The sequence below is a fragment of the Shouchella rhizosphaerae genome (assembly GCF_036700015.1).
Classification (GTDB): Bacteria; Bacillota; Bacilli; order Bacillales; family Bacillaceae_D; genus Shouchella; species Shouchella rhizosphaerae.
In genome coordinates this window covers 173,742-197,966 of the sequence record NZ_CP144921.1, presented here as the reverse complement: position 1 = coordinate 197,966, position 24,225 = coordinate 173,742, and the positions used below count along the sequence as shown (strand labels likewise).

The following is a 24,225-nucleotide window of genomic DNA, read 5'->3' as shown; positions in this document are numbered from 1 at the left end:
GGCTGAATCGCGCTATGCTAAGATAAACGTTGACTCTTTTTGAAAGCCCTGTGGAAAGGACGTGTTGCTTTGCAATACGAAAAAGAACGCGCCGCTTATATACATGCATTTATCAGGACAAAACAAGCGATGCTCCGTGAACAATTGGAAGGCGTAGCGGGCGATGAAATGGAATTGAAGGAAACGTTTTGGGATCATGTCACCGTCAACTTTTCCAATAGCCACGAGATTCAAGAAACGATTTCCAGCATTAAACAACAAGCCGAACTTTTACATGAACGGGAACGTAGTGGCGCACTAATTAAAAAACAAATGCGGACGTTGCGACGGTTAGCTGATTCTCCCTACTTTGGCCGAATAGATTTAAAGATCGAAGGCGAAGATCAGGCGGAACCGATTTACATTGGCCTCGCCTCGCTAATGGATGAAAACGATAGCGATTTTCTCATTTATGACTGGCGTGCCCCGATTTCTAGCGTCTATTATGACTCAGAAATTGGCCCTGTTACCTATACGGCGCCAGCGGGTACGGTCAAAGGGGTGTTAGAGAACAAGCGGCAATATGTGTTTCGCCGTGGCGAGTTAAAAGCCATGTTTGATACATCGCTTGCGATTGGTGACGAACGTTTAAAGGAATCTCTTAGCGAAGGCGCTTCCCGTTATATGAAAACGATTGTTTCCACGATTCAAAAAGAACAAAACCAAGCCATACGTGATGAAAAAAGCCGGTATTTGGTTATACAAGGAGTAGCAGGCAGCGGAAAAACGTCTGTGGCGATGCAGCGTGCTGCTTATTTGCTTTTTCGCCATCGTTCTCACATCGAAGCAAACCAACTTGTTTTGTTTTCGCCGAATGAGTTGTTTTCCAGTTATGTGTCGACTGTTCTTCCTGAGTTAGGCGAAGAAAATATGAAGCAATTGACGTTTCGTGGTTACCTTTATAAGCGACTTGGGCGTGTGTATGAAGTAGAAGACGGATTTGCCCACCTTGAATATATACTAGGCGCAGCTAAAGGCGAGTTGTACCGAACGCGAATGAGAAGCATTGCTGTAAAATCAGGACGTGCATTTAAAGAAAAACTGGATGCTTTTATTGAAAAGCTGAAAGAAGGGGGACTATTCTTTAAAGACATCCGTTTTCGCAAAAAGACACTGATACCAAAAGAAGATATTGAAACGTATTTTTATTGCTTGGACCACGGCATTCCTTTGCAAAATCGGCTTAGGCTCACTGGGGAATGGTTGCTAAAAGAGATCGCCAAACAAGAAGGGAAAGAACGTTCTGAAGCATGGGTCGAAAAAGCCCGTGAGCTGTTAGACAATGAAACACTGCTGCGAACGCACTGGGAAGTAGAAAAGGCAACTGCAAACGAAGAGGGGTTCGGTACCCAGGAAAGACAAGAACAACTCATTGCTAAACAACTGGTGCGCGAGGCGTTTGAGCCATTGAAAAAGCGGATAAAAGCGCTGGCTTTTATCGATAGTGAAAAGCTATACGAACAATTTTTGTTTGATGATTGCCATCGGGATACGGAGGGGTTTGCTGCTGTTGCCTTATGGTCTAGCAGTGAAATTAGTAAAAAGCGGATGCCTTATGAAGATGCAACGCCTTTTCTCTATTTACAGGACCGTATTAAAGGGTTACAAGTAGACCGGTCCATTAAACACGTCTTCATTGATGAAGCACAGGATTACACTCATTTTCAGCTCGTCTATATGCAAATGCTCTATCCAGCCGCCCATTTTACAATTGTCGGCGACGTCAGCCAGACGCTTTATTTCCACGGACCAAACCAAACAGGCTTAATCGGTGGCGACGAGGCTGATGTCAAATACATGGCGTTCTATAAAAGCTACCGTTCTACTGAAGCCATTATTCGTTTTGCTCGGGAGATGCTGCCGAATCCAGAGGAGATTATCCCGTTTGAACGGCCAGGTGATGTGCCTGTTTTAGTGAAGGGAACAAGCCGCCAAGCTTTAATAAAGCCTGTTAAAGAATGGGTCGAACAAATGGGAGAGAGAGGCTACAGGACGGTTGCCGTAATCGTCAAAACGGCGAAAGAAGCAAACGATGTCCATGCCCAACTGAGCGAATGGCTCGACATTCAGCTTGTGGCCAAAGACCATCATGAATACAAAGAAGGAGCAGTCGTTTTGCCTGTTTACTTGGCGAAAGGAATTGAATTTGATGCAGTCGGCGTATTTGATGCGTCTGCAAGCCATTATGCTTCTTCCCAAGAACGGTACCACCTTTACACAGCATGCACACGGGCGATGGACCACTTAACCGTTTTTGCCGCAGGCGAATGGTCGCCATGGCTGAAGCCGATCCCGTCCCATCTTTATGAAGAAAAACAAGCGCTCTCCTAACGGAAGCGCTTGTTTCAGCCTGTAGACAAACGCTCGCATACTTCGTCATTTGTCTCGGTCATATGTTCATGAACACTTGTTCTATTCACATCTTCCCTCGCCTGCATTCCTCGTCTGACAAGCGTTTTCTATCAGCTGACGGTTTGTCGACATAGTCGACAAACCCAAACAAGCGCTCTCCTAAACGGAAGCGCTTGTTTGGGTGTGAATATGCTCTGCAAGTGCTTGTTGCAGCTTTCTTGTTACAGGGCCGACGGACAGTGTAGCCACTACATCGCCTTTAAACGTATGGACAGGCGTAATTTCAATCGATGTGCTAGTAATGAACGCTTCTTCCGCATGAGCAAGCACTTCTTTTGGAAACGGCTCTTCCACAACATCGATCCCCATGTTCTTGGCAATCGAGATGATTTCTTGGCGTGTAATGCCATTTAAAATTAGATTGTTTGCCGGGTGTGTGTATAAAGTCTCATTGTTAACAAGAAATAAGTTAGATGAAGACCCTTCTGTGACCGCCTCATCACGGTAAAGCACCGCCTCTGCACAATCGTGGTCGCTTGCTTTCCGTTTGGCGAGGACATTGCCTAGCAAATTGATGGTTTTTATGTCACAGCGGAGCCAACGGATATCAGGCGTTACATAAACGGAAACGCCTTTTTCCTGACTTGCTTGCATCGGCTTATCAGGGAGTGCAAAGCCAGTTAAAACAGGCGTTTCTTCACGGGTATACAAATGGTTGCGAGCGCCTGCGCCCCTTGTAAATTGGACGTAAACAGAGCCATTTTCGATTTTTTCGGTGTTCTTGTAATCGTTTAGGCGGGCTGCCAACGTTTCTTTTTGATAAGGGATGCGCATGTCGAGTTTTTCTGCGCTGGCATACAACCGGTCTAAATGAGCATCGAGCGCAAAATAACTTCCTTCATAAATGCGTATAACTTCATAAATGCCATCACCGAAATGGTACCCGCGGTCATTGTATGAAACATGGGCCTCTGTTTCAGGGACGATGGAGTCATTCACGATAATATGATTCATTTTTAGCCCTCGTTTCCTATATTTTCTTCTTGACGTCTCTTCTATTTTCCAAAAAGAACGCTTGTTTGTCAATGGGAGTAATGAAATTCACCCGAGATACACATTCTATAGGAAAATAAAAAGGAGCGTTTTGATGAGACCATTTTATCCCCAACTTGTGTACTTTGAACCACAAGCACTTAATTATCCACTTGGTAAGGAATTATACGAGAAGTTTAAAAACGCAGATGTCGAAATTCGGGAGACAACGTCACACAACCAGGTACGAAACATTCCCGGGAAAAATGAAAATCAACAATACCGAAATGCCAAATCGACACTCGTAGTGGGTGTCCGAAAAACATTAAAATTCGACACATCCAAGCCATCGGCAGAGTATGCCATTCCATTGGCAACAGGGTGTATGGGGCATTGCCACTACTGTTATTTGCAAACAACGCTTGGAGATAAACCGTACATCCGAACATATGTAAACCTCGATGATATTTTTTCAGCAGCTGATGATTATATGAAAGAGCGTGCGCCAGAAATCACCCGTTTTGAAGCGGCGTGCACATCCGATATTGTCGGCATCGATCATTTAACACATTCATTAAAGAAAACAATTGAATTTATTGGGGAGCGTGAACATGGCCGGCTTCGCTTTGTCACGAAGTACCACCATGTCGATCACCTCCTCGATGCCAAACATAACGGCCACACGCGTTTCCGTTTTAGTGTCAATGCTGCACATGTTATTAAGTATTTTGAACCAGGAACGTCCAATTTTTTAGAACGAATTGAAGCTGCTGAAAAAGTCGCTAAAGCGGACTATCCACTCGGCTTTGTCATCGCACCGATTATTTGGCATGAAGGCTGGGAAGAAGGTTATCTAGAATTGTTTGAACGCTTAGAGGCCAGTTTGCCTTCCTATGCAAAGAAAGATTTGACATTTGAAATGATCCAGCACCGTTTCACACAAACGGCGAAACGGGTCATAAACAAACGTTATCCGAAATCAAAGCTGGAAATGGAGGAGAAGGAGCGGAAATACAAATGGGGCCGGTATGGACGTGGAAAGTATGTTTACAAAGATGAACGGGCGGCCGAGTTGCGAGACACTCTTACTGGCTATATTGACAAGTACTTTCCACGTGCAAAAATCGAGTACTTTACGTGATCCCCCTGTCTCTTATCTCCATTTTATAGTAAGATAAGAAGTGACGGCTTTCGCCTGTTTGATTGGAGGGATTTCATGCCAACACCAAGCATGGAAGATTATTTAGAGCGGATTTATATGTTAATTGAAGAAAAGGGATATGCAAGGGTATCGGACATTGCCGAAGCGCTTGAAGTCCATCCATCGTCGGTGACGAAAATGGTTCAAAAACTGGATAAAAGCGATTATTTGGTGTATGAGCGTTATAGGGGTTTGGTTTTAACGGCAAAGGGCAATAAAATCGGCAAAAGGCTCGTTTATCGCCACGAATTGCTTGAGGATTTTATGAAAATCATTGGTGTGGACGATACCCATATTTATAAAGACGTAGAAGGGATTGAACATCATATCAGCTGGGATGCGATAGACCGGATTGGCGACCTTGTCCAATACTTCCAAGAAAACCAAACGAGAATCGACGATTTGCGGGAAATCCAAAAGCGCAACGACTTTCCCGAAGACGAGTAACGATCACAGTTTATTAACTCCATTTATAGCCCCCCACAAAAAGAAGGAAACCATCCTTCTTTTTTCACATATAGGTGATAAGGGGGTGACGAAAGTGAATGTAGATGCCGTGTTTGCAGGAGGAGGCGTTAAAGCGTTTGCCTTTGTAGGGGCAGTGGAAGCAGCGGAAGAACGCAAGCTCTCTTTTACACGGATTGCCGGTACAAGCGCAGGTGCGATCATAGCAGCGCTGCTTATGGCTGGCTATACGAGTAAAGAGCTGTATCGGCTGTTAGATCAGCTTGACGTCGTAAAAATGAAAGATGAACGGATGTCGTTTTTGCCTTTGCCTGTTGCCAAGTGGATCAATCTTTACTTTCGCCTCGGTTTATATAAAGGCGATCAGTTGGAAGGATGGCTGCAAGACGTTTTGGCGGCAAAAGGCATCCGTCGTTTTGCTGATCTTCCGAGCGGCTCATTGCGGGTGATTGTTTCCGACATTACTCAAGGACGGATGGTTGTGCTCCCAGATGATTTGCCTAAATATAAATATGACCCCGGCGCCTTTAGCGTAGCAAAGGCCATTCGCATGAGCTGTAGCATTCCGTATTTTTTTGAGCCGGTAAAGCTAAATGACAGATCCACGAAAAAAAAGACGTTTTATATGGTCGATGGTGGGTTGCTGAGCAATTTTCCGATGTGGCTTTTTAAAGACGGCAGCCAAGGAGGTTGGAGGCGGCCGGTGATTGGCTTTCAATTAGCGCCCCGGCTTGACGAGCGGCCGCCAGCGGTGATTAACAATGCTGTTGACATGTACAAAGCGCTGTTCGAAACGGTGACAAGCGCCCATGATGTTCGCTATATTAGTGAAAAGCATGCGAAAAATGTCGTCTTTATTCCAGTCGAGGACATCAAATCAACCGATTTTTCGCTAACGAATGAAGAAAAACGGCATATGATTCAACTCGGTCGAGAAAAAACAACTGCCTTTCTATCGACTTGGACACCTTAAAAACAGGAGGCTCTTTCACGAAAGAGCCTCCTGTTTTTAGCTAAACGCAATGGGCCGTTCCACTATTCCCCCAATTGACTTGGTGGATAAACATTACGCTTTTTTCTTGCGCTTCGGTTTCGTTCCTTTGCCCTCAATGACAGTTAACTGGGGACCTGACCGGCGTTTTGCTCCTTTTTTTAATGGGCTTTTTGCCTTTGTCGCTGGTTTGGCTCCGTTTTGTTTGAACACTCGTTTTTGTTCCTGCTTGTTTGCAGAACTCGTTCGTTGCGCTTTTTTTATTTGAGCGCGTGTCGGCCCGTCTTTCCGTTTCGGAAAAATACTCGTGCCGTACCGTTTTGCGATCACAAGCCGATAAATAAAGTAAATTGCCGCGATGGCGATCACCGCTTTGCCAACCATTGCAAAAAAGCTGCCAATGTTGCTGAAAATGCCAATTGCCGCCAGTGCGAGTAAGACAACTAAAATGGTTTTCATTGGGTTATTCACGTCCATGTCCCCTTTCTAAATAAAAGCTTAAAGCTTGCGCAAACACGTTCGCAAAAATAGCGTCCATCGTCTAAAGCGGTTCCATGGACATTCGGCCAAATGAGGAAGACACATGCACAAGATCGTGAACATGCAAGATGGGGAAAACGAAGTTCTGATTTTATCGCTCATTCATTTATAAGTAAAGTATAAAACGTCTATGAACAGTGAGCAAGGCAAATTGACGAAAATTGGTTTTTAAAAGTATGTACGGCAAATGCTTGTTTATACCTTTTTTTAGCAAAAACGAACAAGCGTACAAGTATTTTTTCATTTAGGGCATGCTAGCAAATGGAGGTGTGCAAGCATGTCAAGAAGAAAAGAGTTGCATCGGAAAATAAAAGAAGAAAAACAAATGAGCTTTACTACTAAAACGATGTTGATCGGGTTTTTTGGTGGGCTTATTTGGTCGTTGATCGGCTATTTCTCTTATTATTTCAATTTTACACAAGTCGGGCCTTCCTTTGTCTTATTGCCATGGGCTTTAGGAGAGTGGAAAACGGGCCACATCGGTCAAGTTGTTGGCGTAGGCGTCATTGCGATTTGCTCGATTGGGGTTGCGTTTTTGTACAAATGGATGCTGCAAAAAGTAAATAGCATCTGGCCTGGAGTTGGTTTTGGCGTATTGATATGGGTGATTGTTTTTTACATTCTTAATCCTTTTATACCACAATTAAAACCAGTCCAATCGTACACAGTCAATACACTGGTAACAACGTTATGTCTATTTATCCTTTACGGATTGTTTATCGGCTATTCGATTGCTTATGAGTATTCGGAACAAAACGAAGCTCGCCATTAATGAGCGCCCCGTTTCCCAGTGGCAAAAATTGTGCTACAATTTGCTTATTCAAGGATGAAGCGAGGGATAGCCATGTCGATTGTAAAAGCATTGCAAGCAAAGCTAAGCGATTATGAATTGGACGGTTTGCTCATTTCCAGCAACGTTAACCGTCGCTATGTCAGCGGTTTTACCGGAACGGCTGGCGCTGTTTTACTTACGGAAACAGACGCACTGTTTTTGACCGATTTCCGTTATACTGAACAAGCAATGAAACAAGTCGTTGATTGTTCTGTAATGGAACAAAAAGGCACGCTACCACAGGAAGTTGCCGCGCAAGTGGAACGCCTCCGCATAAAGCGCCTTGGTTTTGAGAAAACACAGCTTACATATGCAGAATTTGAAACATATCAGAACTTGCTGGACAATACGAAATTGATCCCCGTTTCGCAAGTGGTTGAATCGCTTCGTGTCATTAAAACACAGGAAGAGATTGCAATTATGCAAAAAGCGGCAGCGATTGCCGATGAAGCGTTTGCCCATATCCAAGGATACATTAAACCTGGCGTAAGAGAAATAGACGTATCCAACGAGCTGGAGTTTTTTATGCGCAAAAAAGGAGCGACGTCGTCTTCTTTTGATATTATTGTTGCTTCTGGCGTTCGTTCTGCTTTGCCTCATGGCGTGGCTTCTGAAAAAACGATTGAGCATGGTGAATTGGTAACGCTCGATTATGGCGCTTATTATAACGGCTATTGTTCAGACATAACACGGACGCTCGCAGTAGGGGATATATCGGATGAACTGCTAGCTATTTATGAAACGGTCCGGGTTGCTCAAGAGCGAGCTGTTGAGGGCATTAAAGCAGGCATAACTGGCAAGGAAGGCGATGCCCTTGCACGAGATTACATTGCTGAAAAAGGATATGGTCAATATTTTGGTCACTCAACAGGCCACGGGCTCGGCATGGAAGTACATGAAGGACCGAGTTTATCAACAAAATCGGACATAGTTTTGCAGCCAGGAATGGTCGTGACGGTTGAGCCTGGTGTTTATATACCTGGCGTTGGTGGTACGCGTATTGAAGACGACGTCGTCATTACAGAAAACGGGAACTCGACGCTGACCCATTCGCCGCGGACGCTCATTCATGTCGGTGTATAAAGACACAGAGCGAAAGCTGTGGTATAGTAAACAAGGCAAATTGTGCAAATGGAGGAAACGAAATGATCTCAGTGAATGATTTTAAAACGGGCTTAACCATTGAAGTCGATAATGGCATTTGGCAAGTGATGGAGTTCCAACATGTTAAACCGGGAAAAGGAGCAGCGTTTGTCCGTTCAAAACTGCGTAACTTGAGGACGGGCGCAATCCAAGAAAAAACGTTCCGTGCTGGCGAGAAAGTCGCAAAAGCGCATATTGAAAACCGCCGTATGCAATACTTGTATGCTAGCGGCGACACGCACACATTTATGGATAACGAAACGTATGAACAGCTTGAATTGCAAACAGCACAAATTGAATACGAGCTAAAATTTTTAAAAGAGAACATGGAAGTGCATGTGATCTCGTATGAAAGCGAAACACTGGGCGTAGAAGTGCCGAATACGGTCATTTTAGAAGTAGTGGAAACCGAGCCTGGAATTAAAGGCGATACAGCCTCAGGTGGTACGAAGCCGGCAACTTTAGAAACAGGCTTGACGGTTCAGGTGCCTTTCTTCGTAAACCAAGGCGATAAGCTTGTAATTGACACAAGATCGGCTTCTTACGTATCAAGAGCATAACAGAATGTTAGCGGCTTTTCCTGACTACCAAGGAAAAGCCGCTTTTTTAGCCTTCGATTTCATAGGCGAGGTGGAGCGATTCTTTTAAATACTCTGCGGCTTCATCGACATTGAACGCATCTGTCGAAAAGCGGGAGTGATAATTTTCATAAGCCTTGCGTCTTACCGTGTATAGTTGTTTTAATTCAGGCATCGTTTTTCCTTGGAGAATCGGGCGGTTGTCAATCAGCATGTGGACACGATCTTTCCAAGACTCAAATGAAAGATCCAAATGGATGACAATGCAGTTCGCAAGGCAGCGCTGGCGGATCGCTTCTTGTGTAAAAGCGCCGCCGCCAAGGGAAATAATTTTCAATTTTTCATTGCAAGCAGAAAAAACGGCTTCCTTTTCATGTTGGCGAAAAAAAGCTTCCCCATGTTTTTCGAAAATCGTGGGAATGCTCATGTTCAACTTTGCTTCGATTTCGGCGTCAATATCAATAAAATCACGGTACATTTTTTTGGCGAGCGCTTGGCCAATGCTTGTTTTGCCGACGCCCATAAACCCGACTAAAACAATGTTTTTTTCAATTAAAGGCACTTCAGTTCTCATAGGTGGCACTCTCTTTTACAATCAATTTGCTTTTAGTATAGCAAAAAAATCAGCAGCGTGGGGAGGCGTATGCCCGTTTTTACGAAACGGCAGGATGGGCTTGCGTAAAAGGAGAACATCCGTTAAATTGAAATAATGTCATTTTGATTTTATTGGCTAAAATGTTTTAGACGGGCCAATTAACTGTAGAGAAGCTTCATTCAAAGGAGAGAACTTTTTTGGCTACTAAAAAAAATCCTGTTTCGTTTCTAAAAAAGCCTTGGCTATCTTCTATTTGTGTATTTTTATTGTCACAAATAATTTTTATTATATTTGAGACGACAGGCTGGATCCCTTATAGGGATTTTGATGATGGAACGTTATATGGAAAAATCGTTGGATCTCCCATTTTTACAAAGTGGTTTGCTTTTTATGAAGAACCACATATGAATTTACTTACTATATTTTTTGGTATCTTTTTTCTAGTACCTGGAATTATAGGGGCAATAAAAAATATTTTTGTCACTGGGAAATAGTGGCTTCCACAACCGGGCGCGATTGTTGGCTAAAAGATACGGAGAGCTTTCTCTTGTATCTTTTTTTATTTTTGAGTGGTTTTGTCCGTTACATTGGAAAACCAAAAGGCAATAAAAATGTTCTTTTTGCTGAGTCTTGCTTCGGTCCGTAAATGGCTGCTATGAAACAGTCGTTTCATTTGCGAGAAAACCGTTGTTTATGAACCACTCGTTCTATTCGCATCTTCCCTCGCCTACACTCCTCGTCTGTCAAACGTTTTCTATCCGTCCGATTCATTTTGTTGGTGTTTTTAATCGTTTTATCCTGTTCTAAAACGGTCCATGCCTTTCATAGAGTGTACAAAGTGCTTGTCTTTCGAAAAGACCGAAATGGGGTGACCGGCAAATTGAATATGTTTGTTGCCATTAAATGGGCGCTTCTTGTCATGGTAGGGTTGAGGCTGCTTTCTGGCTTGATTGAAATTAGCGCTGCCTTGCTAATGCTCAAATACAACAGCATTGAACGCGCTGTAGCGATCAATGCTGTCCTTGCCATCGTCGGTCCTTCAATTTTTTTACTATCGATCGCCATTGGCTTGATTAGCGTTGCTGATAAACTGTCGCCAAGCAAATTAGTCTTTATCGCCACAGGCGTTGCCCTCATTTTAATTGGCATCCGCAAATAGGAGGATCGCTTATGCTTCGTGACTTACTGCGGCTGTTTCCCCAGCCGGTTCAATCCTTTATAGAAAGCCTTCGCACAACGGAATTGGAGGAGCTTGAAGAAATCCGGTTACGGGTGGGTCAACCGGTTGAATGTCTGTTTGCCTCCCGTTCCGTTTATTCAACCAATCCGCTATACCGATTTTCCGTTGCTGACGCTAGCTATGTTTTAAACCAACTTAGCCAGTATTCACTCTATGCGTTTGAAGAAGAATTGCAAAAAGGCTATATCACCGTAGCTGGCGGGCACCGAGTCGGCCTTGCTGGGAAAACCGTTTTGGAAAATGGCGCGGTCCAGACCATTCGTCCAGTTAGCTCTTTTAATGTGCGGGTTGCCCGCCAAAAAATAGGCGCTGCAGAAAAGATAATTGACAAACTGTATGATCGACAAACACGTAGTTGGCAGAACGCGTTGCTCATTGGACCACCGCAAACTGGGAAAACAACGGTGTTGCGCGATGTAGCTCGGATCGTGAGCACAGGAAGCAAAAAAAACCACATACCCTCCTGCAAAGTCGGCATTGTCGATGAACGTTCAGAAATTGCTGGCTGTGTGGCTGGTGTGCCACAGCATGAACTCGGGGTACGGGTGGATGTTCTCGATGGTTGTCCAAAGGCAGAAGGGATGATGATGTTAATCCGCTCTATGTCGCCTGATGTTCTCATCGTCGATGAAATTGGCAGAGAAGAAGACGCAAAAGCGATTCTAGAAGCACGGCATGCAGGCGTTTGCCTTATTGCCACCGCTCACGGCCATACATTGGAAGAAGTAGCCAAGCGCCCTGTTTTTAAAGGGCTGTTTGAACAAGAGGCGTTCACTTGTGTCATTGAATTAGGGAAAAGCCCGCACCCTGGTAGCATTAAGCGAGTAAGACGCCCGCAGCAAACGAGGATCATGCGATGAAATGGTTCGGTGCTGCGCTCATTCTTTTATGCTCCACTCTTTACGGGCTAGAACAGGCGAAAAAGCTAAGAGACAGACCTCAGCAAATTCGCCAGCTTCGTATAGCATTACAGGCGCTTGAAGCAGAAATGCTTTACGGGCAAACGCCTCTCGCTCAAGCTAGCGAAAACATTGCCAAACAACTAGAAGGCGCAATCGGAGACATGTTTGCCTGTTTCGCCGCCAATCTTCGGGCGCGTAAGCAAACGGCAATGGACGCTTGGAGGGAAGCGTTAGAGGCTGTGTGGGAAGAAACGGCATTAAAAAGCGGAGAACGGGAAGTGCTGCATCAGTTTGGCGCTACGCTTGGAACAATGGACCGCAGCCAGCAACAAAAACAGCTAAAGCTCGCCCAAACCCATTTGGAGCGGGAGGAGCTTGAAGCGAAAGAGACACAGCTTCGCTATGAAAAAATGGCAAAAACGCTAGGCGTGCTTGCAGGGCTGTTACTGGTCATTTTATTTGTATAAAAAGCGAAAGCAGGGAGGATGAGCAGGTGGCATATGATGTGAATACGATATTCCAAATTGCCGGAATTGGCATTATCGTGGCGATGATGCATACCGTGCTTAAGCAAATGGGCAAGGAAGATTGGGCCCACTGGGTGACACTAATCGGCTTTGTCGTTGTTTTATATATGGTTGCCACAATCATTGACGACTTGTTCCAAAAAATCCGCAGCGTGTTTTTGTTCCAGGCGTAGCCAAGGAGGTGAGCTGCGATTGAAATCGTCCAACTAGTTGGATTAGGGCTGATTGCCACATTTCTAGCACTTGTCGTAAAAGAGCAGAAACCGGCATTTGCTTTTTTGCTGACAATGTTCGTTGGCGCTTTTATTTTTCTATTCTTGATTGACGAAATTGCCGTCATGATTGAGATGATCAGCCAGCTTGCCGAAAGTGCCAACATCCATATGGTTTATTTGCAAACGATTTTAAAAATCATAGGCATTGCTTATATTACAGAATTTGGTGCACAAATTGCCAAGGATGCTGGTCAAAGCTCAATCGCTTCTAAAATTGAACTGGCAGGAAAGATTTTTATTCTTGTGCTGGCAATCCCTATCATTAAGGCTGTCATTGAAATGATTTTGTCGCTTTTGCCCATGTCGGGATAAGGAGGACAAGCGTAATGGGAAGCAAAAAAATCGCCGTTTCCTTGCTTTTCTGCATCGTTTGTTGCTTTGGCCTTCAAAGCGAGAACGCGTTTGCAGAAGAAAATAACGTCCAACCGTCAGCAGAAGAGCTCGTAAACGAGCAGTTAAATATATTAAAGCTTGATGAAATCCAAGAATACTGGGAGTCCGTCTCAGAAGAGTACGGGGGCTTTCTTCCTGAAAGCCAAAAAGGGCAATTAATCGATTTTTTAAAAGGAGACAAGCAGTTTGAGCTAAAGGAATGGGGCGTCGGCCTCGTTAAATACTTGTTCCATGAATTGATCGTCAATGGAAAACTAATGGGAATGCTGCTGTTGTTAACGATTTTTTCTTATATCCTTCAATCATTTCAAACTGCATTCGAACATCAGACAGTGAGCAAAACCGCTTATGCGGTCACGCTGTTGGTATTAGCGATGATTGCAATGAATGGCTTTCATACAGCCATTACATATGCGACAGAAGCGATTAATTCGATGGTGCACTTTACAATTGCGTTGCTGCCGCTGTTGCTGGCAATGATGGCTTCCATTGGCGGCGCATCGACTTCCGCATTGTTTCATCCGATTATTATTTTTTTAGTCCATACGAGTGGGTTAATCGTCAATGCTGTCGTTTTGCCGCTTTTGTTCATTTCGGCTGTTCTTGGCATCGTCAGTACATTTAGTGACCACTATAAAGTGACACGACTAGCGAATTTATTCCGGACTGGAGCAGTTGGGCTGCTGGGCATTTGTATGACTGTCTTCCTAGGCGTCGTTTCAGTCCAAGGGACGACAACTGCCGCTGTCGACGGATTAACGTTGCGGACCGCAAAGTTTATCGCGAGCAATTTTGTGCCAGTAGTAGGACGGATGTTTACAGATGCAACGGATACTGTTGCGAGCGCTTCATTGCTTTTAAAAAATACGATCGGCATGAGTGGGCTTGTCATTCTCTTGGCTATATGCGCTTTTCCAGCGATTAAAGTGTTGTCGATTGCGTTTATTTTCCAGGTTTCGGCTGCCGTTCTACAGCCACTTGGCGACGGGGCAATCATTGATTGTTTAGGGATCATCGGCAAAGCCGTCCTATATGTGTTTGCGGCGCTTGCACTCGTCGGCTTCATGTTTTTCTTAGCAATCACATTAATGGTTGCGGCCAGCAACATCGCTTTTTTGATGAGGTGAGGAGGCGTACAAAATCGAATTTATTAATGGGTGGGTAACGTCGATTGTGCTGTTGATTTTGCTTGCGGTCGTCCTAGAGTTGCTTTTGCCAAATACAGCGTTAAAAAACTATGTCAAACTGGTTGTTAGTTTAATGCTGCTTGTCATGATGCTCCAACCTGTGCTTTCCCTGTTTCATCAAGACCCAGAAAAATGGCTCTACAGCCTGGTAGAGCAGGCATCTCAACAAGAAAAAGCCATTGACATTGAGGAAAAAATAAATTCACAAAAAAAAGAGATAGATCAGTTCTTTGATGCATATACATCTGAACAAGTGGCTGTCCAACTAAAAGACCAAGTTGAGGAAGAGTTGGCGAGTCGTCATCAAATGTTCATTACGCACATTGCCGTGGCGGAGACAGCAGAGGAACCTGGAGTGGCAATAGAAGTCCATGTAGGTTCGTCGGAAAAACCAGAGTCCAGCTTAGGCGCGGGGAAGCCCATTGAACCTGTATCCATTGAAATCGACACAACCGACGGGCGTAGCCAGCAAAAGCCAGTTGAAAACAAGGATGAGCTTGCTCTGTTTTTGGCCGACGAATGGGGTGTTCCAGAGTCCGCAATTACATTGGTAAGAGAAGGAGGGGTGGGTGAATGAATGACAAAGAAAAAGCTGACGATTGGTTTAAAAAATGGCTACCAAAACAGCCAGATAAAAAAAAACGCAGCTTTTCGCCCAAATACATCTTACTGCTAGGCTGTCTCGGTGTAGCGTTAATGCTTTTGAGTCAATTTTTGCAACCGGAAAATGATGACGCAATGCCAACTACAAATGAGGCAGACTCGAATGAAGACGGCGAGGAGGACACAGCCCCTGTGTTTGGCCGGAAAGTCGAAGAAAATTCAATGGCTGACTATGAAATGCGCTATGAAAATCAATTGCGCGAGGCGCTGCAAGAGATAGTCGGCGTCAATAATGTCTCAATCGTTGTCAATCTCGCGGAAAGTGAAAAGCAAGTCTATGAAAAAAATGTAAAACGCGGGCGCCAAGAGACAAATGAGACAGACCGTGAAGGCGGCAGCAGACAAGTAGAGGATACGCAAGAAGAAGAAAATGTTGTGATTACCCGCAACGGCGATCAAGATGAGCCGCTTGTCATCTCGAAAGAAAAACCAGCGGTAGCAGGCGTGCTTGTTGTTGCGGAAGGAGTGGAAAATGTACAAGTAAAGGCTTGGGTAGTAGAAGCGGTGAGCCGTGTGTTAGATGTAGCGCCACATCGCGTATCTGTTATGCCGAAGAAAATGAAGGAGGAATAAAAATGGTTCTTAAAAAGCAAACGGTTTGGCTATTGACAATGTTAAGCTTAATGTTGGTTCTTGGTGTGTACTATGCCTATCCAGGTAATCAAAACGCCGGGGATGAAGGGACAGACCCAATCGCTTCAGAAGAAGCAGGGGTGGAAGTCGAAGTAAATGAAGATGGCACGGTTGATGGTGATATGATCGCAAGCCTCTCTGGTAACGACAATTACACGGAAGCGCGTTTAAAATTGAATGAGGCACGCCACAAAGAAGCAGAGCAGTATACTCGTGAAGCATCTGCTGAAGGCAGCTCAGCTGAGGAAGCGGTAGCCGCGAACGACAAATCGATTGAAATCCTTGCCGTAGGGGACAATGAGCAAATGCTCGAATCACTCTTGCGTGCAGAAGGGTATAATGATGCGCTCGTCATGTCTGAAGCAGATAGCGTACAAATCATGGTTCAAGCTGAAAGCCTTTCAAAAGCCGAAGCCAACTCCATTATGCAGCTTGCCAAAGAGCATTTGCAAACAACGGCAGACATTTCGGTCCATTTGGACGAAATAGCAGAATAATACTAGTTATTAGCGGCTTGATGCAGCCTTTGCACAAGCTGCTTTTTTTGCAACATGCATTCCTCTTCTACACATGGTATAATACAGCAATGTATAATGAAGTAAGGAGAGATTGCAGATGGAATGGTCTGATTTAACAGAGGGAGCGAAAGCTGTCCTCGAGCAGACGCGCAATATAAAAAATGACCATATTCAAATCGTCGAATTTGAAGTTGGCTTTTCTGAAGAAATCGAAGACGAAGACGGCGACCGTGTGAGCGTGTCGATCCAAGAGGAAGACTACGAAAACTTAAAGCGTTATACCCAGGAAAATGAATACGGGGAAAAGTACCATATGGCCCGCAATAAAAATATTGTTAAGATCATTTTGCTGGAAAATGGGAAAATACCGGACAACCTCTCGGAATTTCCTGTGTTTCGGCAATACAAAAAAGACGCACAAACGACAGAAGAACAAGAGTAAGGGGGAGCACTCCCTCTTACGCCTGCAATTTTACTACATAATAAAGGATTTTTCCTCGCGAACCCCGAACGTTAGTACATGATGTATGGGACGGGTGGCGCTGAAGTGGTATGACCACTAAACGAAGCAATTGAAAAGGAGCTGCTACAAGATGTTTAAAGTTGAAGAAATTAAAAGTCTAATAGAAGCACTTGATTCCTCTTCTCTTGAGGAACTTGAACTGGAGCAAGAAAATGGCAAACTTGTATTAAAGAAAAACAATGGTCAAGTTGCAGTGCCGCTCGAACAGCCGACAGCCGCTGTACAAAAAGCGCCTGCTGCAGCGCCAGCACCAGTGGCGCTGCCGGAAGAAATAGTTGAAAGCAAAGAGCCAGAAGCCGATGCAGATGGCCGGGATTTGTTTACAGTTACGTCGCCGATGGTAGGGACGTTTTATGCTGCGCCATCTCCTGATGCTGATCCGTATGTGCGCACAGGCGATAGCGTTGAGGAAGACACGGTTGTCTGCATCGTTGAAGCAATGAAACTAATGAACCCGATTGTTGCCGATACAAAAGGGAAAATTGTGGAGATTGTGGCAGAAAACGGTGAACTTGTTGAGTATGGACAGCCGCTGATGGTTGTTGAACGGAATAAGTAGGGGCGATAACGATGATCAAACGAATTTTAATAGCAAACCGCGGCGAAATTGCCGTTCGGGTCATTCGCGCGTGTAAGGAGCTCGGCATTGAAACAGTGGCCGTTTTTTCTGAAGCAGATGCTGATTCATTACACGTCCAACTTGCAGACCAAGCATTTTGTATTGGGCCAACGGAGTCTGCCAAAAGCTACTTGAATTTCACAAACTTAATGAGCGTGGCGACATTAACGGAAACGGACGCGATTCATCCTGGCTATGGCTTTTTAGCGGAAAACGCCGATTTCGCGGAAATTTGCGCAGACTGTAACATTACCTTTATTGGCCCAAGCCCGACAGCGATAAGCCGGATGGGAACAAAAGATGTTGCGAGGGAAACAATGGCGAAAGCTGGCGTGCCAATCGTACCTGGGTCAAATGGAATTGTGGAAACAATTGAAGATGCAAAACAAATTGCCCGCGATATTGGCTACCCTGTTATTATTAAAGCAACGGCCGGCGGAGGCGGTAAAGGGATCCGTGTCGCCCGCAATGAGAAAGAATTAGAATCGGGCATAAAAGTGACACAGCAAGAAGCAGAGACGGCCTTTGGCAATCCTGGCGTTTATTTAGAAAAGTATATTGAAGATTTCAGGCATGTTGAAATCCAAGTGCTTGCCGATAACCACGGCAATGTTATCCATTTAGGCGAGCGCGATTGTTCGATTCAGCGCCGTTTGCAAAAATTGCTTGAAGAAAGCCCTTCTCCTGCAATTACAGAGGAAAAGCGTCAAGAAATGGGGCGCGCGGCCGTAGAAGCGGCAAGGGCCGTTCAATACTCTGGAGCTGGTACAGTTGAATTTATTTATGACCACAATACGGGCGATTTTTATTTCATGGAAATGAATACGCGCATTCAAGTTGAGCATCCTGTGACGGAGATGGTCACCGGTGTTGATTTGATTAAAGAACAAATCCGCATCGCAGACAATGAAAAGTTGTCGTTGACGCAAGACGATGTCACGTATAATGGGTGGTCAATCGAATGCCGCATTAACGCTGAAAATCCAGAAAAGAACTTTATGCCATCTCCAGGAAAAATCGTTGACTACCTTGCTCCTGGTGGACTTGGCGTCCGCGTTGATTCAGCTGCTTACCCAGGCTGCGTCATCTCGCCATTTTATGACTCGATGATCGCCAAAGTAATCGTGCATGGCGCTACTCGGGAGGAGGCCATTGCCCGGATGAGACGGGCGTTGTCTGAATTTGAAATTAGCGGTGTTGATACAACGATTCCGTTCCATCTCCAGCTTCTAAACCATGAGGTGTTTGTTTCTGGCGATTTTAATACGAAGTTTGTTGAAGAACATGATGTGATGCCATAAAAAAATAAGCAAAGGGGCGTTTAAACATGGAAGACCACCAACTGTTAGAACTTGACGAGCAAAAAGGCGGGCTTGGGAAAGTCGAAATCTCTCCAGAAGTCATTGAAGTGATTGCCGGGATCGCGACACAGGAAGTGGAAGGTGTGGCTGCCCTAAGAGGCAACTTTGCTGCTGATGTAGCCGAACGCCTCGGGAGAAAGAACCATGGAAAAGGCGTTAAAGTCGAACTAACGGAAGAAGGCATTATTGTCGACGTATCCATTATTATTTCCTATGGCGCGGCTGTGCCGGAAGTAGCCAAATTAATCCAGCTTAATATTCAACAAGCGCTGGAAACAATGACGGCGATTCGCTTAAATCAAATCAATGTCCATGTCGTCGGTGTTTACTTTGAGTCCCCAGAAGCACAAAACTCAGTGGATAACGACTACGAATAAGCGCCTTGAGACTTGATTCGAAAAACTTGATCAGGCTAATAGAAAACGCTTGTCAACCACAACGTATGCGAGCGTTTGTCTACAGTCTGAAAAACCGGCTACTGCCGGTTTTTTCTGTTTTTACGTCGCCGCTGATTTGCGCTATACTAAACAAGACAAATCATAAAGGAGTTAATTATGAACCGACGTGTAGCAAGGCTGCGAGCTGTGCAAACACTCTACCAGCTGACTTTAATTGATATCAACGTGGACAAAGCGATCGAAAATACGCTAAATGATGAAGAAGAACCGAGCGAATTTTACAATACGCTTGTCTATGGGACGCTTGAACACCAAGATGAAATTGACGGGTATTTAAGCGAAAATTTAAAGGGGTATACGCTTGACCGACTGGGCCACGTTGACCGGGCAATCGCCCGCATGGGGCTGTTTGAGATGTTGTATTTAGACGATATCCCTGTAAATGTAACGTTGAATGAAGCAATTGAGCTTGCAAAAGCATTTGGCGGGACTGATGCGGGGCGTTTTATCAATGGGGTATTGTCCAATTCATATGATATGGCAATGAAAAACAAATAAATTAGGAGGCTCGTGGGATGGCTGGAAATGCTGGTGTCGCTGAAGCTTGGACAGTAAGCGAAGCGACACGTTACATTAAGCAATTGTTAGAAGACGATCCCCATTTGCCTGAAATATGGATACGCGGCGAACTTTCCAATTTTAAACAGCATACGCGGGGCCATATGTATTTTACAATCAAGGATGAAGGATCGAGAATGCAAGCTGTCATGTTTGCTGGCTATAACCGCTTCCTCCGTTTTAAGCCTGAGAATGGCATGAATGTGCTCATTCGCGGTGAAATCAATGTGTACGAGCCATATGGGCAGTACCAATTTTACGCCAAAGAAATGCAGCCTGACGGCATCGGCAGTTTGTTTGCCGAGTACGAGCGTTTAAAGAAAGCGCTTGAGGCAGAAGGGCTATTTGCCGAGGAACGTAAGCGCCCGATTCCCCGTTTTCCAACGCATATTGCGATTATTACGTCGCCAACTGGTGCTGTGATCCGTGATATGATGACGACATTAAAACGGCGCTATCCGCAAATACGCGTGACGCTTTTTCCTGTACTGGTCCAAGGAGAAGGAGCGCCCCTTTCCATTAGCCGCGCGCTGGAACAGGCAAGCATGGCCAATATATTTGATGTCGTCATTGTCGCCAGGGGCGGTGGCTCGATTGAAGAGTTGTGGGCTTTCAACGAAGAAATGGTGGCTCGGGCGATTGCAGAAGCCGCTGTTCCTGTTATTTCGGCTGTCGGCCATGAAACAGACTTTACGATCAGCGATTTTGCAGCTGACAGACGGGCTCCCACTCCTACGGCGGCAGCAGAATTTGCAGTGCCTGATGCCCGTGAACTAATGGAGCATATCGGCCATTTGAAAAAGCGGCTAGAACGTTCGCTTGTCGAGCAAGTGAAAACAAGACGGAGAGAGCTAGAGCGGCTGAAACGCTCCTATGCGTTTCGTTACCCTGTCCAGCTCGTCCACCAAAAAGAACAGCAACTTGACGGGCTAATGGAACGGTTAAACCGGGCCATACAAATAAAATTGGAGCAAAAGACACTGGCGTTTAAACATATGAACCAAGCCATTCTTCGTCAACATCCTGCTACCCGGGTGAGCCAATTGCAAAAAGAACGACGGCAAAACCATGCCCGTCTCGTTCGAGCAATGGCGGCAGAGACGCAAAGGAAACGGCAAAGCCTGTCTGCCGTAATCCAACAACTTCAGCTCTTAAGCCCGCTAGCAGTAATGGACAGAGGCTATTCGCTCGTTTACAAAGACGAGGCGTTAGTAAAGACGGCAAAAGACGTGGAGATAGAAGACGATATCGTAGTGAAACTGGCAGATGGAAACTTACACTGCCAAGTAGTGGGGAAACGAGAAATGAAAAATGGAGGTGAATCAAATGGCTGAAACAAAGGATTTGCCGTTTGAGGAGGCCATGAGGCAGTTGGAATGGCTCGTGGAAAAACTAGAGGAAGGCAATGTCCCTCTCGAACAAGCAATTGATATGTTTAAGGAAGGCATGGACTTATCGCAAAGCTGTCATGAAAAATTACTGAAAGTCGAGAAGCAGCTTGACCAAATTATGCATGAGGATGGGGAACTGGTTGAAGCGAATTTAGAAGAGGAGGCAAACGAGTGAGCGCATTGTTCCAAACGTTCTTAGAAGAGGCTAGGCAGCTTGTCGACAAAAAGTTGCCTGAATACGTGCGGGAGTTAGAGGCTGAGCACCGGTTAAAGGAAGCGATGCTTTACTCACTCGAAGCAGGCGGCAAACGAGTGCGTCCTGTGTTGTTGTTGGCTGTGTTGGAGGCATATAACCAACCGATTTTACATGGCCTCGACACAGCGTGCGCAATTGAAATGGTACATACCTATTCTCTCGTTCACGACGATTTGCCTGCGATGGATGACGATGACTTACGCCGGGGCCAGCCAACGAATCATAAAGTATTCGGAGAAGCAACAGCGATTCTTGCAGGCGACGCTCTATTGACACAAAGTTTCGCCTTGATTGCCAATGCCGACGCTCCCCTTTCGGCAAAAACAAAAGTTTCGATCATTGCTGCTCTCTCTAAAGCGGCTGGCGCTAGCGGCATGGTTGGCGGGCAGCTTGCGGACATGTTTGCGGAAGGAAAACAGCTTACCGTTGAACAGCTTGCCAATGTTCATAAGCGCAAAACGGGCGAATTGTTGGCTTTTTCAATCGAAGCAGGAGCGCTTATTGCCGGGGTGTCAAACGAGGAACGGAGCAAATTAAACGAATTCGGACAGGAGATTGGGTTATTATTCCAAATTAAGGACGACATTCTTGATGTAGAAGGCGATTCAATCGCCATCGGTAAGCCTGTTGGCAGTGACGCTGTCAATAATAAAAGCACTTATCCAGGGCTTCTTGGCCTTGATGGAGCGAAAACAATGCTTCACACTCATTATGATCGGGCTTTACAAGTACTCGATGAGCTTCATTTGCGGGGGACGTTGCTTGAGGATTTGGCTAAGTACATCGTTACACGTGACCATTAAACACCAAACAGGGAAAAGAGAAAGCTGGAAGGAAGATCGAACGGCTTATACAACGGGGCAAACGACGACGTATGGGAGCGTTTGCCTGCAGTCTGAACCAACCTGGAGCCGGTTGGTTTTTTTATGAACAGCGATCGTAGGTTATTGCTGTTCTTTCCGTCCATCTTTTTGTTATAATTGCCTAAACAAAGACAAGACTCATTCTCCGGTAACAGCGATTGATTTGTAGGAGAGAAGCAGAACAGAAAATGGGGGTTTCAGCGATGAACCTTGAAGAAATCCAAGACCCGAGCTTTTTAAAGAACTATTCGAATAAACAATTGGAAGAGCTGGCTGCGGACATACGTCGTTTTTTGATCGAAAAACTCTCGGCGACAGGCGGCCATATTGGACCGAACTTAGGGGTAGTTGAGTTGACACTTGCGCTCCACCAGCTTTTTGACAGCCCGAAAGATAAGTTGCTATGGGACGTAGGCCACCAAGCATATGTGCATAAAATTTTGACTGGGCGCGCACCTCAATTTGACACACTCCGCCAATACAAAGGCTTATGCGGGTTTCCAAAACGTACGGAGAGCGAGCATGATGTTTGGGAGACGGGACATAGCTCCACTTCTTTGTCAGGAGCAATGGGAATGGCGACAGCCCGGGATTTAAAAGGCACCAATGAAAACATTGTGGCGATTATAGGCGACGGTGCCCTTACAGGGGGCATGGCTCTGGAAGCATTAAACCATATTGGCCATGAACAGAAACATTTAATTGTTGTCTTAAATGACAATGAAATGTCAATTGCACCTAATGTCGGCGCATTGCACAGCATTCTTGGCCGCTTGCGTACGGCTGGGAAATACCAAAAAGCAAAAGAGGACTTGGAAACGATTATCCGCAAAATCCCAGCCTTTGGCGGGAAACTTGCAGATACGGCCGAACGATTAAAGGATAGCTTAAAGTATTTAATGGTATCAGGCATGTTTTTTGAAGAAATGGGGTTCACTTATTTAGGGCCTGTAGACGGGCATGACTTAGACGACTTAAAACACCAGCTAAGCTATGCGAAAAAAACATCAGGACCAGTATTGGTGCACGTGCTAACGAAAAAAGGCAAAGGCTATAAACCAGCAGAAGAAGATGCGACAGGAGCTTGGCACGGGACAGGGCCGTACAAGATGGAAAGCGGTGAAATGGTGAAAAAGCCAGGACCGCCAAGCTATCCGAGCGTTTTTGCAAACACATTAAAACGAATTGCCCGCGAAGATGAACGGGTTGTAGCGATTACGCCAGCCATGCCAGGAGGCTCAAAGCTCGACTTGTTTGCTGAGGAGTTTCCTGATCGCATGTTTGATGTCGGCATTGCTGAGCAACATGCAGCCACGATGTCGGCTGGCCTTGCGACACAAGGAATGAAGCCTGTTTATGCTGTCTACTCAACCTTTTTGCAACGTGGCTATGACCAAGTCGTCCATGACATTTGCCGGCAAAACTTAAATGTGCTTATTGCGATTGATCGTGCTGGCCTTGTTGGTGCTGATGGGGAAACACACCAAGGTGTATTCGATATTGCGTTTTTGCGGTCATTGCCAAATATAACGATTTTAAACCCAAAAGATGAAAACGAGTTCCAGCATATGCTCTATACAGGCATTTGCTACGACGACGGCCCAATTGCGATCCGCTATCCCCGTGGAAATGGCACAGGCGTGAAAATGGACGCTAGCCTTTCAAGGCTGCCAATTGGCAAATGGAATGTGCTCCAAGAAGGCACAGATGCCGCTATTCTCACTTTTGGCACGATGATCCCAGTGGCAGAAAAAGCGCTGGCGCAATTAAAACAAGCAGGCTATAGCATTCGTCTCATTAATGCGAACTCTGTTAAACCACTTGACGAGAAATTGCTTGAAGCGCTTGCTGAAGAAGAGCTGCCCCTGCTGACCATTGAGGAATCTGTCCTTCAAGGCGGCTTTGGCAGTGCCGTACTTGAATTTTACAATGAGAAAGGCATGCACGTGGAATTGAAGCGAATGGGCATTCCTGATTATTTTGTTGAGCATGGGAGCGTAAGTGAGCTCTATCAAGAAGTTGGATTAACGCCAGAGCGGATTGCCGACACGCTCATTAGCATGTTGCCGCAAAAGCGGAAGAGGGCCTAA

General features: G+C 45.3%; 29 protein-coding genes. 26 read left to right on the top strand and 3 right to left on the bottom strand.

What is annotated here, in order from left to right; genetic code table 11:
* The first annotated feature begins 69 nt into the window (after positions 1–69).
* A complete protein-coding gene (gene helD, locus V5G21_RS01180; RefSeq protein ID WP_338465162.1) occupies positions 70–2,370 on the top strand; it encodes an RNA polymerase recycling motor HelD in 2,301 nt (766 codons plus the stop codon).
* A gap of 180 nt (positions 2,371–2,550) precedes the next feature.
* Here helD and dat read toward each other — a convergent pair whose 3' ends face one another.
* Positions 2,551–3,405: a D-amino-acid transaminase gene (gene dat / locus V5G21_RS01175; RefSeq protein WP_011247332.1), complete on the bottom strand. Its 855-nt coding sequence runs from the start codon at positions 3,403–3,405 to the stop codon at positions 2,551–2,553.
* 133 nt (positions 3,406–3,538) lie between these two features.
* On the opposite strand from dat, the gene splB reads away from it, so the two are divergent.
* The 3 genes from splB (at position 3,539) to V5G21_RS01160 (ending at position 6,062) form a co-directional block, all read left to right on the top strand.
* A complete protein-coding gene (gene splB, locus V5G21_RS01170) occupies positions 3,539–4,564 on the top strand; it encodes a spore photoproduct lyase (RefSeq protein ID WP_011247331.1) in 1,026 nt (341 codons plus the stop codon).
* 75 nt (positions 4,565–4,639) lie between these two features.
* Positions 4,640–5,071: a transcriptional regulator MntR gene (gene mntR / locus V5G21_RS01165; protein ID WP_011247330.1), complete on the top strand. Its 432-nt coding sequence runs from the start codon at positions 4,640–4,642 to the stop codon at positions 5,069–5,071.
* A gap of 94 nt (positions 5,072–5,165) precedes the next feature.
* Complete coding sequence (locus V5G21_RS01160; protein ID WP_338465534.1) at positions 5,166–6,062, top strand: patatin-like phospholipase family protein; 897 nt, start codon at positions 5,166–5,168, stop codon at positions 6,060–6,062.
* Positions 6,063–6,155: 93 nt separating this feature from the next.
* Here the strand turns inward: V5G21_RS01160 and V5G21_RS01155 are convergent, their stop codons facing one another.
* Positions 6,156–6,551, bottom strand: coding sequence for a hypothetical protein (locus V5G21_RS01155; RefSeq protein ID WP_338465160.1), 396 nt, complete (start codon positions 6,549–6,551; stop codon positions 6,156–6,158).
* A gap of 346 nt (positions 6,552–6,897) precedes the next feature.
* Between V5G21_RS01155 and V5G21_RS01150 the strand changes: the two genes are divergently transcribed.
* From V5G21_RS01150 to efp, 3 genes are all read left to right on the top strand, one after another.
* The gene (locus V5G21_RS01150) at positions 6,898–7,392 is read left to right on the top strand and encodes a YqhR family membrane protein (RefSeq protein WP_011247327.1); all 495 of its coding nucleotides are present in this window, start codon (positions 6,898–6,900) and stop codon (positions 7,390–7,392) included.
* A gap of 72 nt (positions 7,393–7,464) precedes the next feature.
* Positions 7,465–8,535, top strand: a complete 1,071-nt coding sequence (locus tag V5G21_RS01145; protein WP_338465159.1) for a Xaa-Pro peptidase family protein — start codon at positions 7,465–7,467, stop codon at positions 8,533–8,535.
* A 62-nt stretch (positions 8,536–8,597) separates the two neighbouring features.
* Positions 8,598–9,155, top strand: a complete 558-nt coding sequence (gene efp / locus V5G21_RS01140) for an elongation factor P (RefSeq protein WP_011247325.1) — start codon at positions 8,598–8,600, stop codon at positions 9,153–9,155.
* A 46-nt stretch (positions 9,156–9,201) separates the two neighbouring features.
* Here the strand turns inward: efp and V5G21_RS01135 are convergent, their stop codons facing one another.
* Positions 9,202–9,747 (bottom strand): shikimate kinase, encoded by a 546-nt coding sequence (locus tag V5G21_RS01135; protein ID WP_011247324.1) that lies wholly within the window; start codon positions 9,745–9,747, stop codon positions 9,202–9,204.
* Positions 9,748–9,965: 218 nt separating this feature from the next.
* On the opposite strand from V5G21_RS01135, the gene V5G21_RS01130 reads away from it, so the two are divergent.
* From V5G21_RS01130 to dxs, 19 genes are all read left to right on the top strand, one after another.
* Positions 9,966–10,262, top strand: coding sequence for a YfzA family protein (locus tag V5G21_RS01130; RefSeq protein WP_011247323.1), 297 nt, complete (start codon positions 9,966–9,968; stop codon positions 10,260–10,262).
* Positions 10,263–10,654: 392 nt separating this feature from the next.
* Positions 10,655–10,927 (top strand): YqhV family protein, encoded by a 273-nt coding sequence (locus V5G21_RS01125; protein WP_035201738.1) that lies wholly within the window; start codon positions 10,655–10,657, stop codon positions 10,925–10,927.
* 11 nt (positions 10,928–10,938) lie between these two features.
* Positions 10,939–11,868, top strand: coding sequence for a stage III sporulation protein AA (spoIIIAA, locus tag V5G21_RS01120; RefSeq protein ID WP_338465158.1), 930 nt, complete (start codon positions 10,939–10,941; stop codon positions 11,866–11,868).
* Positions 11,865–12,377: a stage III sporulation protein SpoIIIAB gene (gene spoIIIAB / locus V5G21_RS01115; protein ID WP_035201658.1), complete on the top strand. Its 513-nt coding sequence runs from the start codon at positions 11,865–11,867 to the stop codon at positions 12,375–12,377. Before spoIIIAA ends, spoIIIAB begins: the two co-directional genes overlap by 4 nt.
* Positions 12,378–12,403: 26 nt before the next feature.
* Positions 12,404–12,610 carry a stage III sporulation protein AC gene (spoIIIAC, locus tag V5G21_RS01110; protein ID WP_011247319.1) on the top strand — a complete coding sequence of 69 codons (207 nt, stop codon included), beginning with the start codon at positions 12,404–12,406 and terminating at the stop codon, positions 12,608–12,610.
* A gap of 18 nt (positions 12,611–12,628) precedes the next feature.
* Positions 12,629–13,024 (top strand): stage III sporulation protein AD, encoded by a 396-nt coding sequence (gene spoIIIAD / locus V5G21_RS01105; protein ID WP_073304298.1) that lies wholly within the window; start codon positions 12,629–12,631, stop codon positions 13,022–13,024.
* Positions 13,025–13,038: 14 nt separating this feature from the next.
* Positions 13,039–14,232 carry a stage III sporulation protein AE gene (gene spoIIIAE, locus V5G21_RS01100; RefSeq protein ID WP_338465157.1) on the top strand — a complete coding sequence of 398 codons (1,194 nt, stop codon included), beginning with the start codon at positions 13,039–13,041 and terminating at the stop codon, positions 14,230–14,232.
* A 46-nt stretch (positions 14,233–14,278) separates the two neighbouring features.
* Positions 14,279–14,869 (top strand): stage III sporulation protein AF, encoded by a 591-nt coding sequence (gene spoIIIAF, locus V5G21_RS01095; protein WP_338465156.1) that lies wholly within the window; start codon positions 14,279–14,281, stop codon positions 14,867–14,869.
* The gene (spoIIIAG, locus tag V5G21_RS01090) at positions 14,866–15,528 is read left to right on the top strand and encodes a stage III sporulation protein AG (RefSeq protein WP_011247315.1); all 663 of its coding nucleotides are present in this window, start codon (positions 14,866–14,868) and stop codon (positions 15,526–15,528) included. The genes spoIIIAF and spoIIIAG overlap by 4 nt, the downstream gene beginning before the upstream one ends.
* Before the next feature lie 2 nt (positions 15,529–15,530).
* Positions 15,531–16,085: a SpoIIIAH-like family protein gene (locus tag V5G21_RS01085; protein ID WP_011247314.1), complete on the top strand. Its 555-nt coding sequence runs from the start codon at positions 15,531–15,533 to the stop codon at positions 16,083–16,085.
* 118 nt (positions 16,086–16,203) lie between these two features.
* On the top strand, positions 16,204–16,548 hold the full coding sequence (locus V5G21_RS01080) for a hypothetical protein (RefSeq protein ID WP_011247313.1): 345 nt from the start codon (positions 16,204–16,206) through the stop codon (positions 16,546–16,548).
* 151 nt (positions 16,549–16,699) lie between these two features.
* Positions 16,700–17,188, top strand: coding sequence for an acetyl-CoA carboxylase biotin carboxyl carrier protein (accB, locus tag V5G21_RS01075; RefSeq protein WP_338465155.1), 489 nt, complete (start codon positions 16,700–16,702; stop codon positions 17,186–17,188).
* Between the two features lie 11 nt (positions 17,189–17,199).
* Positions 17,200–18,549: an acetyl-CoA carboxylase biotin carboxylase subunit gene (gene accC / locus V5G21_RS01070; RefSeq protein ID WP_338465154.1), complete on the top strand. Its 1,350-nt coding sequence runs from the start codon at positions 17,200–17,202 to the stop codon at positions 18,547–18,549.
* A gap of 26 nt (positions 18,550–18,575) precedes the next feature.
* Positions 18,576–18,986, top strand: coding sequence for an Asp23/Gls24 family envelope stress response protein (locus V5G21_RS01065; RefSeq protein WP_011247310.1), 411 nt, complete (start codon positions 18,576–18,578; stop codon positions 18,984–18,986).
* Positions 18,987–19,163: 177 nt separating this feature from the next.
* Positions 19,164–19,565: a transcription antitermination factor NusB gene (gene nusB / locus V5G21_RS01060; protein WP_095293720.1), complete on the top strand. Its 402-nt coding sequence runs from the start codon at positions 19,164–19,166 to the stop codon at positions 19,563–19,565.
* 17 nt (positions 19,566–19,582) lie between these two features.
* The gene (xseA, locus tag V5G21_RS01055) at positions 19,583–20,959 is read left to right on the top strand and encodes an exodeoxyribonuclease VII large subunit (protein ID WP_338465153.1); all 1,377 of its coding nucleotides are present in this window, start codon (positions 19,583–19,585) and stop codon (positions 20,957–20,959) included.
* Positions 20,952–21,191 carry an exodeoxyribonuclease VII small subunit gene (gene xseB, locus V5G21_RS01050; protein ID WP_011247307.1) on the top strand — a complete coding sequence of 80 codons (240 nt, stop codon included), beginning with the start codon at positions 20,952–20,954 and terminating at the stop codon, positions 21,189–21,191. Before xseA ends, xseB begins: the two co-directional genes overlap by 8 nt.
* Positions 21,188–22,075 carry a polyprenyl synthetase family protein gene (locus V5G21_RS01045; RefSeq protein ID WP_011247306.1) on the top strand — a complete coding sequence of 296 codons (888 nt, stop codon included), beginning with the start codon at positions 21,188–21,190 and terminating at the stop codon, positions 22,073–22,075. Before xseB ends, V5G21_RS01045 begins: the two co-directional genes overlap by 4 nt.
* A 263-nt stretch (positions 22,076–22,338) precedes the next feature.
* Positions 22,339–24,225, top strand: a complete 1,887-nt coding sequence (gene dxs / locus V5G21_RS01040) for a 1-deoxy-D-xylulose-5-phosphate synthase (protein WP_063608424.1) — start codon at positions 22,339–22,341, stop codon at positions 24,223–24,225.